Source organism: Hydrogenophaga sp. (genome assembly GCF_022844385.1).
Taxonomy (GTDB): domain Bacteria; phylum Pseudomonadota; class Gammaproteobacteria; order Burkholderiales; family Burkholderiaceae_C; genus Hydrogenophaga.
Genome location: NZ_JALHLX010000072.1, coordinates 1 through 17,050 on the forward strand (window position 1 = coordinate 1; position 17,050 = coordinate 17,050).

Consider the following 17,050-nt stretch of genomic DNA (forward strand, 5'->3'; position numbering starts at 1 on the left):
GCACTGGCGCTGTGGTGCGGGGCGCAGGTGGGCCGCTGGCCCCAGCGCGCCAGATCAAACCGCCCGGCCAGCGACGCCACCGCCGCCGACTCCAGCGCCTCCAGCGTGCTCATGGGCGGCAACAGGCCCGCAAAACGATGGGCGAGCATGGACTTGCCGGAGCCCGGCGGGCCGGCCATCAGCACACTGTGTCCTCCGGCGGCCGCGATCTCCAGCGCACGGCGGGCGGCGCTCTGGCCTTTCACATCCGCCAGATCGGCCAGCGGCGGTGCCTCCCCGATCGTGTGCGCCGTGAGCCGCGCCCAGCCGCCATCGTCGGGCGGCTCGCCTGCGGCCGCGCTCTCGGGCAGGAAGCGGGCAATCACATCGAGCAGATGGCGCGCCCGGTAGACCCGGGCCTGCGGGACCAGCGCGGCCTCTTCGGCGCTGCCCGGCGGCAGCACGAGCCGGGCGTTGGTGGCGTCAGGGCCGGCGTCGCGGTGCAACGCCAGGCTCATGGCCAGTGCGCCGCGCACCGGGCGCAGTTCACCACCCAGGGAGAGCTCTCCGGCAAACTCCCAGTCCGCCAGACGCACGGAGCTGATCTGCCCGCTGGCCGCCAGGATGCCCAAGGCGATCGGCAAATCGAAGCGGCCGGAATCCTTGGGCAGGTCGGCCGGGGCCAGGTTGACCGTGATTTTCTTGTTCGACGGAAATTCCAGCCCCGCGTTGGCAATGGCCGAACGCACGCGCTCGCGAGCCTCTTTCACTTCGGTGTCGGCCAGCCCCACCAGGGTGAAGCTGGGCAGGCCATTGGCCAGATGGACTTCGACCTGCACCGGCCGCGCGTCCAGACCGAGCAGCGCGCGGCTGCGCACCAAAGACAGACCCATGGTGATTTTCTCCCTGTTTCGGTGCACTTCCCGTTGAATCGGAGCTCAGATCCCGGTCGATCTCATTGATCGCACGCATTTGGTGCGATCCGGCTGCAGATCGGGGAGCTGGACGCATGTTGGCGGTGCTGGTTCCCTTTTGGGGGGCTTGCTCAAGACCTGACGGCGCCGCCGCGAGCACTGTAGCGGCCGCGCGCAGGCTGAACCCCACCGGGTACGGGGTGCATGGGTTGGCATATTCCCTGCTAAGCCTTGTAAGCGATTGATTCGAAGCGTGGTTTCCATGCGGCAGTCAGCTCAACGCGATCGGTTTGCCCTCGGGCAGACGTATTCGTTTCACCCCTCGGTGTCGGCCTCACGGTCTCATCACCCTCCTGTTCAAGAAGAGGAATAGCAGCATGAAAATGGTTTCAGCCATCATCAAGCCGTTCAAACTGGACGAAGTGCGTGAAGCACTCTCCGGCATGGGCGTGCAAGGCATCACCGTGACCGAAGTCAAGGGCTTCGGCCGCCAGAAGGGCCACACCGAGCTGTACCGCGGCGCGGAATACGTGGTCGACTTCCTGCCCAAGGTCAAGATCGAAGCGGCCGTCTCCGACGACCTCGTCGATCGCGTGATCGAAGCCATCGAAGGTGCGGCACGCACCGGCAAGATCGGCGACGGCAAGATTTTCGTCACCTCGCTCGAACAGGTGGTTCGCATCCGCACCGGCGAGACCGGCAAAGAAGCGCTCTGATCATCGCCACTGAACAAGAAAGATCACAGACATGAAAAAACTGATTGTTACCCTGCTGCTGGGCGCCGGCCTGGCCTTTGCAGGCCTGAGCGCCACCGCGCAGACCACGACCGAAGCGCCTCCCGCTGCCGCCGCAGCGCCGGCTGCCGATGCACCCGCTGCCGCCCCTGCGGCTGTAGAAGCCCCAGCCGCTGCCACCGCCGCCCCGGCCGAGGCAGCGCCTGCTGCGCCCGCTGAAGAAGCGGTCAAGGAAACCATGGACAAGGGCGACGTGGCCTGGATGATGGTGGCCACCATCCTCGTGGTGCTCATGGTCGTGCCCGGCCTGGCCCTGTTCTACGGCGGCCTGGTCCGCAGCAAGAACATGCTGTCCGTGCTCATGCAGGTGATGGTGGTGTTCTCGCTGATCGTCGTGCTGTGGGCCGTGTACGGCTACAGCCTGGCGTTCGGCGGTGAAGGCCTGATCGTCGCCAACCTCGACAAAGTCTTCCTGATGGGCATCACGCCCGCCACGATGGCGGCCACCTTCACCCCTGGCGTGGTGATTCCCGAGCTGATCTTCGTTGCCTTCCAGGCCACGTTCGCCGGCATCACCTGTGCGCTGATCGTGGGCTCGTTCGCCGAGCGCATGAAGTTCAGCGCCGTGCTGCTGTTCTGCGCCCTGTGGTTCACCTTCAGCTACATCCCGATCGCCCACATGGTCTGGGGTGCCGGTGGTTACTTGTTCGACAAGGGCGCGCTGGACTTCGCTGGCGGCACCGTGGTGCACATCAACGCAGCCATCGCCGGCCTGGTGGGTGCCTACATGCTGGGCAAGCGCATCGGCTACGGCAAGGAATCCATGGCGCCTCACAGCCTGACGCTGACCATGGTCGGTGCCTCGCTGCTGTGGGTGGGCTGGTTCGGCTTCAACGCCGGCTCCAACCTGGAAGCCAACGGCGGCGCAGGTCTGGCCTTCATCAACACCCTGCTGGCCACGGCCGCCGCAGTGCTGGCCTGGTGCGTGGGTGAAGCGCTGACCAAAGGCAAGGCCTCGATGCTGGGCGCTGCGTCCGGTGCCGTGGCTGGTCTGGTTGCCATCACCCCCGCTTGCGGCTCGGTGGGCCCCATGGGCGGCATCATCATCGGCCTGATCTCCGGCTTCCTGTGCCTGTGGGGTGTGTCCGGTCTCAAGAAGATGCTGGGCGCTGACGACTCGCTGGACGTGTTCGGTGTGCACGGCGTGGGCGGCATCGTGGGCGCACTGCTCACCGGTGTGTTCTCGGCCGGTTCGCTGGGCGGCATCAAGGGCGACGACTACTCCATTGCCAGCCAGATGGTGGTGCAGGCCGAAGGCGTGCTGATCACCCTGGTGTGGTCGGGTGTGGTGGCCTTCATCTGCTACAAGATTGTCGACATGATGGTCGGTTTGCGCGTCTCGGAAGAAGCCGAACGCGAAGGTCTGGACATCACCGCCCACGGCGAAACAGCCTACAACCGCTGAACCCCGCCTGAGGAATCCGAACCCGCGTGGCCGCCCGGCCCGCGGGTTTTTTTGCGTCCTCTGAGTTCTTTATAGTTACTGCGTTTTCAACGCAACAAACAGGAGGAACCCATGACCCGCGCCGATCTGTCCCGCATCCTGATGGCCTTGTGTGCCGCTTCTGCGCTCTGTGCCCATGCCGCCGAGCCAACCAAGTCGGGCGCCCAGCGCAAGCCGACCTCGGTGACGTTTCACAAGGCCCCTTCCGAAGAAAGCCCGGCGGCGCGGGAGAAGCGCCTCAAGCGCGAATGCAAGGGTCGGGCGAATGCAGGCATGTGCCTGGGCTACACAAGATAAACAGGGCCCCCACGCTCCGCCGTTGCACGGGTCGCTCCCCTCCCGGGGGGCTGATCCGGCTTGGGGCGGCCCGGCGCCGGATCTCGATTCATTTGCAGCCCGCCGTGCAAAAAAATCAAAGTGCGGCGAGGCCCCGGCGACTACCATCGATCGGATGCAAGCCAGCACCACCGACCATCCAAGCCACCTGATCGACCAGATCCTGCAAGCCAGCGCCGAGCGCCAGCCCCTGCGCACCGTCGGCGGCAACACCAAGTCCTTCCTCGGCACGCCCACAACGGGCACCGAACTCGCCACCACCGACTGGTCAGGCATCGTGAGCTACGAGCCCACCGAACTCGTGATCACAGCGAAAGCAGGTACACCGCTGGCCGAGGTCGAGGCGCTGCTGGCCGGGCAGGGCCAATGTTTCCCGTTTGAACCCCCTCGCTTCGGCCCGGGCGGCACCGTGGGCGGCATGGTGGCGTCCGGTCTGGCCGGGCCGGCGCGGGCCACGGCCGGCTCTGTGCGCGACTTTGTGCTGGGCGCACGCTTCATCAACGGGCGCGGCGAGTTGCTGACCTTCGGTGGTCAGGTGATGAAGAACGTGGCGGGCTACGACGTCAGCCGCGTGATGGCGGGGTCGATGGGCACACTGGGTGTGATCAGCGAGGTGAGCCTGAAGGTGCTGCCGGTGGCGCTGAGTGAGGCCACGCTGGTGTTTTCTCTCGGTCAACACGATGCGTTGGAGCAACTGCACCGTTGGGGCGGCCAGCCGCTGCCGATCAACGCCAGCTGTTGGGTGAAAGACGACACGCAGGCGGACGCCCCGGATCTGTTGTTCGTGCGCCTGCGCGGCGCGGTGGCGGCGGTAGAAGCCGCTTGCGAGCGGATGGCTCGCGAGGCCGGCGGTACCCGCATGGACAACGCGCAGGCCGGGCCCGACTGGGACGCCTGCCGCGACCAGCGCCTGCCTTTTTTCACCGCGCCATCGCCCGGGCTGTGTCTGTGGCGCCTGTCGGTGCCGCAGACCGCGCCGGTGATCGCGTTGCCTTACCCACAGTTCATCGAATGGCAGGGTGCTCAGCGCTGGCTGTGGGCGCCGGCTTCGGCCGCTGACGCGCTTCGCGCAGCCGCCAGCGCGGTCAACGGACACGCCACCCTGTTTCGTGCTGGCGCCGATGGCGCGCCAGGTGTGCCACGCTTCCAGAACCAGAGCGCTGCACTGCAAAGCATCCAGGCCCGCTTGCTCGAATCGTTCGACCCCGCAGGCATCTTCAATCCCCACCGGATGGGCTGACTTCACATGCAAACCCAGCTCTCCCCCGAATACCAGGCCCGCGCCGACGGCCGCGCGGCCGAGGCCATCCTGCGCAAGTGCGTGCACTGCGGTTTCTGCACTGCCACCTGCCCCACCTACCAGCTGCTCGGTGACGAGCTCGACGGCCCGCGCGGGCGCATCTACCTGATGAAGCAGGTGCTTGAAGGCGCCGAGCCCACGCGCAAGACGCAGATGCACCTCGACCGGTGCCTGACCTGCCGCAACTGCGAAACCACCTGCCCCAGCGGGGTGGACTACGGCCACCTGATCGACATCGGCCGCAAGCTGGTGGACGAAAAAGTGCCGCGCCCGGCGGCCGAGAAGGCCGTGCGCTGGCTGCTCAAGGAAGGCCTGCCTTCCCCGCTGTTTGGCCCGGCCATGAAGCTGGGTCAGCTGGTTCGTCCGCTGTTGCCAGCCTCGTTGCAGAACAAGGTGCCTGCACCACGCGCCGCCGGCCGCTTGCCCACCCGCACCCACGCGCGCCGCGTGTTGCTGCTGGCGGGCTGCGTGCAGCCGGCCATGATGCCCGGCATCCACGCCGCCACGGCGCGCGTACTCGACGCTGCCGGCATCCAGGGCGTGCTGGCGCCCGCTGCGGGCTGCTGCGGCGCGGTGAAGTTCCACCTCAACGACCAGGATGGCGGCATGGCGCAGATGCGCGCCAACATCGATGCCTGGTGGCCATTGGTTGATGGACCGGACGCGGTCGAGGCCATCGTGATGAACGCCTCGGGCTGCGGTGTCACGGTCAAGGAATACGGCCACATCCTGAAAGACGACCCGGCCTATGCCGGGAAGGCCGCGCGCATCAGCGAGCTCACGCAAGACCTCAGCGAGTTGCTGCCCGCGCTCGTGCCAGCGCTGCGCCCCTTGTTGAAACAGAAGCCGGACGCATCGCGCGTGATCGCTTTCCACCCGCCCTGCACCCTGCAACACGGGCAACAACTCAAGGGCGGTGTGGAGCACCACCTGGCTGCGCTCGGCTTCACGGTGCAGGTGGCCAAGACCGAGGCGCACCTGTGTTGCGGCTCGGCCGGCACCTACTCGGTGCTCAACCCGGAGCTGGCCTACCAGCTGCGCGACCGCAAGCTCGGCCACCTGGGCGAACTGCAGCCCAGCGTGATCACCAGCGCCAACATCGGCTGCATCACGCACCTGCAAAGCGGCACCACCACACCGGTGCGTCACTGGGTGGAAGTGCTGGACGACGCACTGTCCACCTGAGCCCACCCACACCGTGATCCCAGCGCTGGCCACCCTGCTCGTGTTTCAGCTGCTGGGCGAGGCGCTGGTGCTCGCCACAGGCGCGCCCATGCCCGGCCCGGTGGTCGGCCTGGCCCTGCTCCTGTTGACACTGGTGTTGCGGCCCTCGGTGCTGGGCGCCATCAAGCCCACCGCGCAAACGCTGCTGCAGCACCTCTCGCTGCTGTTCGTGCCGGCCGGGGTGGGCGTCATGCTGCACCTGCAACGCCTGGGCAATGAAGCCCTGGCGATCGGGGTGGCTCTCGTGGTGAGCACGCTGGTGGGGCTGGCCAGCGCGGCGCTCACCATGACGTGGTTGATGAAACGAACGCAGCCATGAACCCGGCCATACCCCTGCCCGGCGCACTCGCCGACATCTGGGTCTACCTGGCGGCCACACCGCTGTTGGGCCTCACGCTCACGCTGCTGGTCTACCACGGTGCTTTTCTGCTCTACCAGCGAACGGCCTTCAATCCGCTGGCCAACCCGGTCGCCCTGTCGGTGCTGGTGCTGGCCTCGGTGCTCTGGGCCACCGGCACGCCTTACGCCACCTATTTCGAGGGTGCGCAGTTCGTTCATTTCCTGCTCGGACCGGCCACGGTGGCGTTGGCCATTCCGCTGTTCGAGCAGCTTGCCCGCCTGAAGCGCCTGTGGCTGCCCATCGCCGGGGCCATGGTGGTGGGCACGCTGGCGGCCACCACCACCGCCATCGGCGTGGGCTGGGCGCTCGGTGCGTCCAAGGCCACATTGGCTTCGCTGGCGCCCAAATCGGTCACCAGCCCAGTGGCCATGGGCATTGCCGAAAAGATTGGTGGCATTCCCTCGCTCACCGCCGTGCTGGTGGTGGCCACCGGCATCCTCGGTGCCGCCAGCGCACGCTTTCTGTTCGATGCCTTGCGCATCAAGGACCCGGTGGTGCGCGGCTTCGCGCTGGGCACCGCGGCCCACGGCATCGGCACCGCGCGGGCGTTCCAGGTCAGCGAAGAGATGGGCGCCTTCGCCGGTCTGGCAATGGGCTTGTCCGCGCTGTTCAGCGCGGTGGCGCTGCCGCTGGTGGCGGGGCTGCTGCTGCGCTGGGTCTGACGACCGCCGCGCTCATTCGTTGAGCAGGGTCTCGACGATCGCACCGCTGTAACGGCTGGCCACCTCGCGCAGGAAGCGCGGAAAGTCAACGTGCGCCACGTCGTCTGCGCGGTCGGAGATCGTGCGCACCACAGCCAGAGGCACGCGGTAGTCGTGACACACCTGCGCAAACGCTGCACCTTCCATCTCCACCGCCAGCGCGTCGGGCAGTTCCTGGCGAAGCGCCTCGCTCTCGGCCGTGGTGGACACGAAACGGTCGCCACTGATCAGCAGGCCTTGGTGGCACCGGGGCGCGTGCAGACCGAATGCGTTGCGCACTTCGTCGGGCAACTGAGCGGGCAAGGACCGCAGCACATCCTCGCTGGCACGGACCAGATGGGCCGTGAGCGCCGCATGGGCGTCGAAGGTGGCGCGGCCATAGCCAGGCACCACATGCCGTACAAAGAGCGGGGAGGCGTCCATGTCGTGCTGCAGGAAATGCCGCGCCACCACCACATCGCCCACGTTGACGCCGGGACTCAGCCCACCGGCCACGCCGGTGAACACGATGCGCTGCACGCCGAAGCGTTCGATGAGGGCGGTGGCGGTGGTGGCCGCAGCGACCTTGCCAATGCCGGAGAGCACGGCCACCACGTCGTGGCCATGCAGGTGGCCGCGCCAGAAAGTTCGTCCACCCACGACCTGCGCCTGCTCGTCCGGCATCAATGCCAGCACGGCGGCCAGCTCTTCGTGCAGCGCACTGACGATGGCGGTGGGGCCTCCCACTATTTTTTGTCGCGCAGCTCGCGGCGCAGGATCTTGCCGACCGGTGTCTTGGGCAGCTCGGTGCGGAACTCCACCACCTTGGGCTGCTTGTAGCCGGTGAGGTTGGTCTTGCAGTAGTCGCGCACCTGGGCCTCGGTCAGGGTCTCGTCTTTCTTCACGATCACGAGCTTGACCGCTTCGCCCGACTTGTCGTCGGGCACGCCGACCACGGCGCACTCCATCACCCCGGGCAGCTGGGACACCACGTCTTCCACCTCGTTGGGGTACACGTTGAAGCCGCTGACCAGCACCATGTCCTTCTTGCGGTCGACGATCTTGAAGTAGCCCCGCTCGTCCATCACACCCACGTCGCCGGTCTTGAAGTAGCCGTCCGGCGTCATGACCTTGGCGGTCTCGTCGGGTCGCTGCCAGTAACCCGCCATCACCTGCGGGCCCTTGATGGCGATCTCGCCGGGCTGGCCCAAGGGTACTTCGACGCCGTCGTCGTCCAGGCACTTCATCCAAGTGTTGGGCAAGGGCAGGCCGATGGTGCCGCTGAAGGCGGTGCTGGTGGTCGGGTTGCAGGTGGCCGAGGGGCTGGTCTCGGACAGGCCGTAGCCCTCGCAGATCGGGCAGCCGGTCTTCTCCAGCCAGAGTTTGGCCACGGCGCTTTGCACCGCCATGCCGCCGCCCACCGAGACCTTGAGGTTGCTCCAGTTCACGGTGTTGAACTCGGGGTGGTTGGCCAGACCGTTGAACAAGGTGTTGACCGCGGGAAAGCTGTGGAAGGTGTGCTTGCCCAGCTCTTTCAACACCGCGGGCAGGTCGCGCGGGTTGGGGATCAGGATGTTCAGGGCACCGGTGCGCATGCCCAGCATCATGTTCACCGTGAACGCGAAGATGTGATACAGCGGCAAGGCGCACACGCTGGTGGGCTGCTCGTTCCCGGGCACGCGGCTCATCGCCGGCTCGTTCCAGGCGTCGGACTGCAACAGGTTGGCGATCACGTTGCGGTGCAGGAGCACGGCTCCCTTGCTCACGCCGGTGGTGCCGCCGGTGTACTGCAGCACGGCCATGTCATCAGGCTTGATGTCGGGACGCTTGAGCGTGCCGCGCGTGCCCCTGGCAATGGCGTCGTTGAATCGCACGGCCTGCGGCAAGCTGAAGGCAGGCACCATCTTTTTGACGTTGCGCACCACGTAGTTCACCACGGCCCCCTTGAGCAGGCCGAGCTGGTCACCCATGGACGTGAGCACCACGTGTTTCACCGGCGTGCTGGCAATGCACTGCTGCAAGGTGCCGGCGAAGTTCTCGATGATCACGATGGCCTTCGCACCCGAGTCCTTGAGCTGGTGTTCCAGTTCACGCGGTGTGTACAGCGGATTCACATTCACAACCACCAGGCCTGCACGCAGGATGCCGGCCACCGCCACCGGGTACTGCGGCACGTTGGGCATCATGATCGCCACGCGGTCGCCCTTGACCAGACCCAGGCCCTGCAGGTAGGCCGCAAACGCCAGCGACAGGCTGTCGGTCTGCGCAAACGTGATCTGCTTGCCCATGAAGCTGTAGGCTGGCCGGCTCGCAAACTTGCCGAAGCTCTCTTCCAGGAGGTGCACCAGCGAGCTGTACTGCGCCACGTCGATGTCGGCGGGCACACCGGGTGAATACGAGCCCAGCCAGGGACGGTCGGCCGTTGATGCGGTCATGCGTGATCTCCAGAACTTGGTATTGAAGGCAACCCGATATTGTCGGGCTGCGGGTGGCGGCGAGACCTCGTGTTTTTCCCTTACGACTTTCTGACGACTCTCCGCAGAGTCGCATGAAACGCAGAGGGCTTGCTACAAAAATCAAGGGGGCGGGTGTTTCCACCCTCCCCCTTCTTTGAGTTCATCGGAAGATCTTCCGCCGGGCCGCGCCAAGGAAGATCAGTCCCCTTGGAGGGCAGCGACCCGCGCAGCGGCGGAACGTGGGGGCACGGTTATTCGATGGCCTTGGTCATGTCTTCGACGACCTTTTTCGCGTCGCCAAAGACCATCATGGTCTTGTCCATGTAGAACAGTTCGTTGTCCAGACCGGCATAACCGGCGGCCATGGAGCGCTTGTTCACGATCACGGTCTTGGCCTTGTAGGCTTCCAGGATCGGCATGCCGTAAATCGCGCTGCCCTTCTGCAAGGCGGCCGGGTTCACCACGTCGTTGGCACCCAGGATGATGGCCACGTCGGCCTGGCCGAATTCGCCGTTGATGTCTTCCATCTCGAACACCTGGTCGTAAGGCACCTCGGCCTCGGCCAGCAACACGTTCATGTGGCCCGGCATGCGCCCGGCCACCGGGTGGATGGCGTACTTCACGGTGATGCCCTTTTCGGTGAGCTTGTGGGCCAGCTCTTTCACGGCGTGCTGCGCGCGTGCCACGGCCAGGCCGTAGCCGGGCACGATCACCACGGTCTCGGCGTTGCCCAGCACAAAGGCCGCGTCGTCCGCACTGCCGCTCTTGACCGGTCGCGCTTCGGCCTTGGCGCCGCCCGCCGTGGTGGCCTCGCCGCCGAAGCCGCCCAGGATCACGTTGAAGAACGAGCGGTTCATCGCCTTGCACATGATGTAGCTCAGGATCGCGCCCGACGAACCCACCAGGGAGCCGGCAATGATCAGCATGGAGTTGTTCAGGCTGAAGCCGATGCCGGCCGCGGCCCAGCCCGAGTAGCTGTTGAGCATGGACACCACCACCGGCATGTCGGCGCCACCGATGGGGATGATGATCAACACGCCGAGCACGAACGAGAGCGCGATCATCAAGAAGAACGCGGGCCAGTTTTCGGTGAAGGCGAAGAACACACCCAGCCCCACGGTGGCGAGGCCCAGCACGAGGTTGATCATGTGCTGGCCGGAGAACGTGACCGGTGCGCCCTGGAACAGTCGGAACTTGTACTTGCCGGATAGCTTGCCGAAGGCGATGACCGAACCGCTGAAGGTGATGGCTCCGATGGCCGCACCCAGGAAGAGCTCGATCTTGTTGCCAAAGGGGATGGGCACACCTTTGGCGACGATGCCGAAGGCGTAGGGCTCGGCCACCACCGCCACCGCGATGCAGACGGCGGCCAGGCCGATCATGCTGTGCATGAAAGCCACCAGCTCGGGCATCTTGGTCATCTCGACCCGGTTGGCCATAATGGCGCCTGCGCCACCACCGACCACCAGACCCACCAGCACCCAGACCATGCCTTCGGCCTTGCCGCCGGAGAGCTCGACGATGAGCGCGGCGGTGGTGAGGATGGCAATCGCCATGCCGGTCATGCCGAAGACGTTGCCACGGATGGACGTGGTCGGATGGCTCAGGCCTTTGAGAGCCTGGATGAAACAGATGCTGGCCACCAGGTACAGCAGCGTGACGAGATTCATGCTCATTTAGAGGCTCCCTCGGACGCCACCGGCGCCTTGCGCTCTTTCTTCTTGAACATCTCCAACATGCGCCGAGTCACGAGGAAGCCGCCAAAGACGTTGACGGCAGCCAGTGCCACCGCCAGCACGCCCATGGTCTTGCCCAGGTTGGTTTCGGTCAGCGCTGCGGCCAGCATGGCGCCGACGATCACGATGGCCGAGATGGCATTGGTCACAGCCATCAACGGCGTGTGCAGCGCGGGCGTGACGTTCCACACCACGTGGTAACCCACGTAGATGGCCAGCACGAAGATGATGAGGTTGAGAACGGTGGGGGATACGGCTTCCATGGTCTTGTCCTTGGTGTCTCGTTCAGCTCTTGCGTTTCACTTCACCGCCCTGCGCCATCAGGCAGGCCGCGACGATGTCGTCTTCCATGTCCACGTGCAGCGCGCCGTCCTTGTTGACGATGAGCTTGAGGAAGTCGAGCACGTTGCGCGCGTACAGCGCCGAGGCGTCGGCGCCCACCATGGCCGCGAGGTTGGTCTCGCCGACGATGGTCACGCCGTGCTTGACCACCGTGCGGTCGGTCTCGGTGATCGGGCAGTTGCCGCCCACGCCGTTGGCACCCTTGCCGGCGGCGATGTCCACGATCACGCTGCCCGGCTTCATGGACTTGACCATGTCTTCGGTGACGAGGACCGGCGCGGCGCGCCCTGGGATGAGTGCGGTTGAGATCACCACATCGGCCAGCGCGACGCGTTTGGCCACCTCTGCCTTCTGGCGCTCCAGCCAGCTCGGCGGCATGGGGCGGGCGTAACCGCCCACGCCTTCGGCAGCTTCTTTCTCTTCAGCGGTTTCGTAGGGTACGTCGATGAACTTGCCGCCCAGCGATTCGACCTGCTCTTTTACGCTCGGGCGTACGTCGGAGGCTTCGATCACAGCACCCAGGCGCTTGGCTGTGGCGATCGCCTGCAGGCCCGCCACGCCCACGCCCAGAATGACCACGCGCGCGGCCTTGACCGTGCCGGCTGCCGTCATGAGCATGGGAAAGAAGCGCTGGTAGTGGTGCACCGCGAGCATCACGGCCTTGTAGCCGGCAATGTTGGCCTGCGAGGACAACACGTCCATGCTCTGCGCGCGGGTGGTGCGCGGTGCGGCCTCGAGCGCAAAGGCGGTGAGGCCGGCACGAGCCATGCGCTGCAGGCCTTCGGCATCAAAGGGATTGAGCATGCCGACCACGGTGGCGCCGGGCTTCATCTGGGCCAGCTCGTTGTCGAACGGGGTTCGCACCTTGAGCACAAGGTCGGCACCCAGAGCCCCTGCCGCATCGGTGATTTCCGCGCCCACCGCGGTGTAGGCCGCGTCGGTCACGCTGGCGGCCAGGCCGGCCCCGGACTGCACGCGCACCGTGTGCCCTTGCGCCACGTATTTTTTGGCCGTCTCGGGCGTGACGGCCACTCGGGTTTCGCCCACTGTGGTCTCAGTGGGTACGCCAATCATCATGAACGTCTCCTCGCTCGCGGGTTGGGGAATCAGCGGCCGAGCTTAACTGAAAGTGTTGATTCGTCCTGTCTCTCCCGGGCAAGCCCGCGGGCAGGGGCTTGGGGATAATCGGCGCATGCCCAACCGATGGAAACCCAGTGTCACCGTGGCCGCCGTCATCGAGCGCGACGGCCAGTACCTGCTGATCGAAGAGCACACACCGGAAGGTCTGCGGCTGAACAACCCGGCCGGCCACCTCGACCCAGGCGAAAGTCCAGCCCAAGGGGTGGTGCGTGAAACGCTGGAAGAAACCACCCACCGCTTCACCCCCACGGCGCTGGTGGGTGTGTACCTCTCGCGTTTTCAACGCGCAGGCCAGACACCCGCCGACGACGAGGACATCACCTACCTGAGGTTTGCCTTCTGCGGCGAGCTGGGGGAGGCGGTGGCGGGGCTGAGCCTGGACACCGGCATCGTCCGCACACTGTGGCTCACACCCGACGAGATCCGTGCCAGCGCCGCGCGCCACCGAAGCCCGCTGGTGTTGCGCTGCATGGAAGACCACATCGCTGGCCAGCGGTATCCGCTGGACCTGGTGCAGACCGATCTTTCGGTCGTGCACGACAAACCGCGGCGCTGAACACCCCACCGTGACAGATGGCGCGGTTCTGCATCGCGCGCCATCCAACATACTGCCTGCGGGGTATGGGCGAAGGGCTCTCCAAAAAATAGCATCGGGTCCGTACTTCCAATGGTCAGGTGAGCGCTCGTCCGGGGCCACCCTGGCTGCCCCCTACCCGATGACCACCCCCACCAAACCCCGCGTCCTGTGTGTGGACGATGAGCCCGGCGTTCTGCGCTCGCTGGAGGCCCTGCTGCGCGGCCGCTTTGACGTGTCGTCAGCCGCCAGCGCCCGTGAAGGCCTGGCGTTGATGCACAACAGTGCATTCGACGTTGTGATCAGCGACCAGCGCATGCCGGGCATGTCCGGCACCGAGTTCCTTGAACAGGTCAAGGAGATGTCGCCCCAGACCATGCGCCTGCTGCTCACCGGCCACGCGGAGGTCACCGACGTGCTGCAATCGGTCAACGACAGCGAGGTATTTCGCTATATCCACAAGCCCTGGGACAACCAGCACCTGGTGGACATGGTGACCTACGCCGCCACCGTGGCCCGGGACGTCCTGCTGCAACGGCCGGCCAACCACCAGGCCAACCCGGCGGACGAGGCGCTGGCCGATCCGGACCACCGCTTTGGAAGCGACATTGAAGCCGTGCTCCTGATGGACGAAGACCCCACCACCGAGCGCCAGCTGCGCACGGTTCTGGGCGAGGACATGCTGCTGCTGTGGGCGCGCGGCCCGGGCGAGGCAGTGAGCCTCATGCAACGCCACAAAGTGGCCGTGATGGTGGCCGACGCCCAGGCGGGCAACGGTGCCACCCTGGATCTCATCCGGGCCGTGAAGCGCAGCAGCCCCAACATCGTGGCCGTGGTCTACGCCGCCAACTGCGACAGCGCCACCATCGGCCGCCTGATCAACGACGGCCAGATCTTCCGCTTCATCTCGAAACCCGCCGGGCTGACCGGCCTTGGCCGGACCATCCAGGCCGCCTTGAGCAAGCACCGCCAGTTCATGGAGCAGCCGGCCAGCATCGCGCGCCACGCGCTCGACATTTCCCGCCTGGCGGCCCGCGCACGCTCCCGTCACGATCCCGTGGACGCCGCGCAGTCCGATGCCCCGGGCGCGATGGTGCACGCAGAAAATACACCGCGGATGCCGTCCAGCCTGCCCCAGGCCCCGCGCTCGGGAATGGGCTGGCTCAAGCGCCTGTTCAGCCGGGTCTGAACCCGCTTCGGCACGCGCAGTGGTCGCTTTGGCATACAGTTGAGCGGCCCCAACTCCCCGCTCAGCGCCCATGAATCTGCCCCTTCCCGCGGCCATTGGCCCTTCAAGCCCGGGCGCCCTGCCCCCCGACGATGCGCTGCGCGAGGAGCTGCACAACGAGGTGCACGCGCGGCCCTCGGCCCGCATCCACCTGCCTGCGCTGATCGTCTTCGTGGCGGTGCTCAACGAGGGTGTGAGCCGTGAAGAGGAATGGGCCCACCTCAAACAATTGCCGGGGCAGGACGACCTGACGCCGGACCAGCTCAAGGGCAACTTCCTGCGCCTGCGCCTGAACGAGCACACCTTGAAGTGGGAGCGCCACACCGAGTTCACGCGCTACTCCATCGTGCAGCACCTGCCCGAAGGCACGGGACTCGGCGCCACCGATCCGGTGCTGCTGGACAAGCTGGTCACACCCGCCGGCTGGCTGCGCGGCATTCCTGGGCGCACGGTGGCGGCCATCAAACTGGTGATGTTGCAGGCCGAGCTGCCCGACCAGACGCCCGAAGCGCAGGCCAGGCTCATGGGCCCGGCGCAGCAGTGGTTCGGTGGCCGCACAGTGGTGGCCTCGCAAATCGGTGGCGGGCACTCGTGGGCGTTGACCGACTTCCGCCTGCACCCGTCGGGTTTCGAACGCATGCTGGTGATCACGCCACCGGGCACCACCGACACGCGTGCCGGCCGCATCTCGCAGCGCCTGCTGGAAATCGAGACCTACCGACTCATGGCCCTGCGTGGCCTGCCAGTGGCCAAGTCGCTGAGCCCCACCCTCAGCGCGGCCGAAGCCCAGCTCGCCACCATCACGGCGCAGCTGGAGAACAAGTCCACGTCTGAACAGGAACTGCTGGACCAGCTCGTCTCGCTCGCGGCCCGGGTGGAGCGCGCCACGGCCGAGAACACGTACCGTTTCGCGGCCACACGCGCCTACGACGCGGTGGTCACGCAGCGCATTGCCGAGCTGCGTGAAAAACCGATCCCGGGCACGCAGACCATCGGTGAGTTCATGCAGCGCCGGCTCTCGCCGGCCATGGCCACGGTGGCGGCCAGCGCGCAGCGCCTGACCTCGTTGTCCGAACGCGTTTCGCGCACCAGCGCGCTGCTGCGCACGCGGGTCGACATCGTCACCGAAGCGCAGAACCAGGAGCTGCTGGCCAAGCTCACGCGCGGGCAGGAACTGCAGCTGCAACTGCAGGCCACGGTGGAAGGCCTGTCGATTGCGGCCATCTCGTACTACGTGATCAGCCTGCTGCTGTACTTTGCCAAGGGCGCCAAGGCCGCCGGCCTGCCGATTCAGCCGGAGATGGCGGCGGGCGCCATGGTGCCGCTGGTGTTGTGGGTCGTGTGGCGCGCCACGCGGCGTATCCATGCGCGGCTGAACGCGCCGGCCAAAGCGCCTTGAAGACGGTCAGGCGCTGGCCGCGTCGGTGGTGATCACGCCGCCGCCCAGGCAGATGTCACCGTCGTAGATCACCGCGCTCTGCCCCGGCGTCACGGCCCACTGCGGCTCCTTGAACTGCAGGTCGAAGTGGCTCTCGCCCTGCGGCGTCAACGCACAAGGCGCGTCGGCCTGCCGGTAGCGCGTCTTGGCACCCACCTCACCCGCGGCGGGTGCGTGGCCCGCCACCCAGCTCACGTCCTGCGCGCTCAGGCGCGGCGTGAGCAGCCAGGGGTGGTCGTGACCCTGCACCACCCACAGCGTGTTGCTCGCCATGTCCTTGCGCGCCACGAACCACGGGGCGTGGTCGTTGCCACCCTTCTGCGCGCCCTTGGCCTTGATGCCGCCGATGCCCAAGCCCTGGCGCTGCCCCAGCGTGTAGAAGCTCAGACCCACATGCTGGCCCAGCACACGCCCTCTTTCGTCCTTGATCGGGCCCGGCTCCTTGGCGATGTAGCGGTTGAGGAAATCGCGGAACGGCCGTTCACCGATGAAACAGATGCCGGTGCTGTCTTTCTTCTTGGCGTTGGGCAAGGCGATCTCGGCGGCGATGCGGCGCACCTCGGTCTTGGGCAATTCACCCACCGGAAACAGCGTCTTGCTCAGCTGCGCCTGGTTGAGCCGGTGCAGAAAGTAACTTTGGTCCTTGAGCGGATCCAGTCCCTTGAGCAGCTCGAACGTTCCATTGCGCTCGCGCACCCGGGCGTAGTGGCCGGTGGCGATTTTCTCGGCGCCCAGGCGCATGGCGTGGTCGAGGAAGGCCTTGAACTTGATTTCGGCGTTGCACAGGATGTCGGGGTTGGGTGTGCGCCCGGCCTGGTATTCGCGCAGGAACTCGGCGAACACGCGGTCCTTGTACTCGGCGGCGAAGTTCACGTGTTCGATCTCGATGCCCAGCACATCGGCCACGCTGGCCGCGTCCACGAAGTCGATGTTGGACGAGCAGTATTCGCTGTTGTCGTCGTCCTCCCAGTTCTTCATGAAGATGCCGATGACATCAAATCCCTGCTGCTTGAGCAGGTACGCACTCACCGCAGAGTCCACGCCACCGCTCAATCCCACCACCAC

At 66.2% G+C, this 17,050-nt stretch carries 17 protein-coding genes; 10 read left to right on the top strand and 7 right to left on the bottom strand.

The features are described from left to right. On the bottom strand, positions 1 to 872 hold an 872-nt coding region (locus tag Q0C59_RS12570), incomplete at its 3' end, for a magnesium chelatase domain-containing protein (RefSeq protein WP_291215980.1). Positions 873 to 1,270: 398 nt separating this feature from the next. Here Q0C59_RS12570 and glnK point away from each other — a divergent pair. From glnK to Q0C59_RS12605, 7 genes are all read left to right on the top strand, one after another. Further along, on the top strand, positions 1,271 to 1,609 hold the full coding sequence (gene glnK, locus Q0C59_RS12575) for a P-II family nitrogen regulator (protein WP_056264790.1): 339 nt from the start codon (positions 1,271 to 1,273) through the stop codon (positions 1,607 to 1,609). A 31-nt stretch (positions 1,610 to 1,640) separates the two neighbouring features. After that, a complete protein-coding gene (locus Q0C59_RS12580; protein ID WP_291215982.1) occupies positions 1,641 to 3,092 on the top strand; it encodes an ammonium transporter in 1,452 nt (483 codons plus the stop codon). Positions 3,093 to 3,203: 111 nt separating this feature from the next. Continuing rightward, the gene (locus tag Q0C59_RS12585; RefSeq protein WP_291215985.1) at positions 3,204 to 3,428 is read left to right on the top strand and encodes a hypothetical protein; all 225 of its coding nucleotides are present in this window, start codon (positions 3,204 to 3,206) and stop codon (positions 3,426 to 3,428) included. A gap of 154 nt (positions 3,429 to 3,582) precedes the next feature. Then, complete coding sequence (gene glcE / locus Q0C59_RS12590) at positions 3,583 to 4,707, top strand: glycolate oxidase subunit GlcE (protein WP_291215988.1); 1,125 nt, start codon at positions 3,583 to 3,585, stop codon at positions 4,705 to 4,707. A gap of 6 nt (positions 4,708 to 4,713) precedes the next feature. After that, the gene (gene glcF, locus Q0C59_RS12595) at positions 4,714 to 5,952 is read left to right on the top strand and encodes a glycolate oxidase subunit GlcF (protein WP_291215991.1); all 1,239 of its coding nucleotides are present in this window, start codon (positions 4,714 to 4,716) and stop codon (positions 5,950 to 5,952) included. Positions 5,953 to 5,965: 13 nt separating this feature from the next. After that, positions 5,966 to 6,310 (top strand): CidA/LrgA family protein, encoded by a 345-nt coding sequence (locus tag Q0C59_RS12600; RefSeq protein WP_291215993.1) that lies wholly within the window; start codon positions 5,966 to 5,968, stop codon positions 6,308 to 6,310. After that, positions 6,307 to 7,053 carry an LrgB family protein gene (locus Q0C59_RS12605; RefSeq protein WP_291215995.1) on the top strand — a complete coding sequence of 249 codons (747 nt, stop codon included), beginning with the start codon at positions 6,307 to 6,309 and terminating at the stop codon, positions 7,051 to 7,053. Before Q0C59_RS12600 ends, Q0C59_RS12605 begins: the two co-directional genes overlap by 4 nt. 12 nt (positions 7,054 to 7,065) lie before the next feature. Here the strand turns inward: Q0C59_RS12605 and Q0C59_RS12610 are convergent, their stop codons facing one another. From Q0C59_RS12610 to Q0C59_RS12630, 5 genes are all read right to left on the bottom strand, one after another. Continuing rightward, entirely contained in the window at positions 7,066 to 7,818 is a 753-nt protein-coding gene (locus Q0C59_RS12610; RefSeq protein ID WP_291215997.1) for a 5'-methylthioadenosine/adenosylhomocysteine nucleosidase, read from the bottom strand. Further along, the gene (locus Q0C59_RS12615; protein ID WP_291215999.1) at positions 7,818 to 9,506 is read right to left on the bottom strand and encodes a long-chain-fatty-acid--CoA ligase; all 1,689 of its coding nucleotides are present in this window, start codon (positions 9,504 to 9,506) and stop codon (positions 7,818 to 7,820) included. Before Q0C59_RS12615 ends, Q0C59_RS12610 begins: the two co-directional genes overlap by 1 nt. A 272-nt stretch (positions 9,507 to 9,778) precedes the next feature. Then, on the bottom strand, positions 9,779 to 11,203 hold the full coding sequence (locus Q0C59_RS12620; protein ID WP_291216001.1) for an NAD(P)(+) transhydrogenase (Re/Si-specific) subunit beta: 1,425 nt from the start codon (positions 11,201 to 11,203) through the stop codon (positions 9,779 to 9,781). Then, positions 11,200 to 11,526, bottom strand: coding sequence for an NAD(P) transhydrogenase subunit alpha (locus tag Q0C59_RS12625; RefSeq protein WP_291216003.1), 327 nt, complete (start codon positions 11,524 to 11,526; stop codon positions 11,200 to 11,202). Before Q0C59_RS12625 ends, Q0C59_RS12620 begins: the two co-directional genes overlap by 4 nt. A gap of 22 nt (positions 11,527 to 11,548) precedes the next feature. Next, entirely contained in the window at positions 11,549 to 12,682 is a 1,134-nt protein-coding gene (locus Q0C59_RS12630) for a Re/Si-specific NAD(P)(+) transhydrogenase subunit alpha (RefSeq protein ID WP_291216006.1), read from the bottom strand. Positions 12,683 to 12,797: 115 nt separating this feature from the next. Between Q0C59_RS12630 and Q0C59_RS12635 the strand changes: the two genes are divergently transcribed. From Q0C59_RS12635 to Q0C59_RS12645, 3 genes are all read left to right on the top strand, one after another. Next, positions 12,798 to 13,301 carry an NUDIX hydrolase gene (locus Q0C59_RS12635; RefSeq protein WP_291216009.1) on the top strand — a complete coding sequence of 168 codons (504 nt, stop codon included), beginning with the start codon at positions 12,798 to 12,800 and terminating at the stop codon, positions 13,299 to 13,301. Positions 13,302 to 13,461: 160 nt separating this feature from the next. Continuing rightward, positions 13,462 to 14,508, top strand: coding sequence for a response regulator (locus tag Q0C59_RS12640; protein ID WP_291216012.1), 1,047 nt, complete (start codon positions 13,462 to 13,464; stop codon positions 14,506 to 14,508). A 70-nt stretch (positions 14,509 to 14,578) separates the two neighbouring features. After that, positions 14,579 to 15,946: a DUF3422 family protein gene (locus tag Q0C59_RS12645; RefSeq protein WP_291216015.1), complete on the top strand. Its 1,368-nt coding sequence runs from the start codon at positions 14,579 to 14,581 to the stop codon at positions 15,944 to 15,946. A 6-nt stretch (positions 15,947 to 15,952) separates the two neighbouring features. Here the strand turns inward: Q0C59_RS12645 and mnmA are convergent. Further along, the coding region (gene mnmA / locus Q0C59_RS12650; protein WP_291216018.1) for a tRNA 2-thiouridine(34) synthase MnmA at positions 15,953 to 17,050 on the bottom strand (1,098 nt) is incomplete at its 5' end.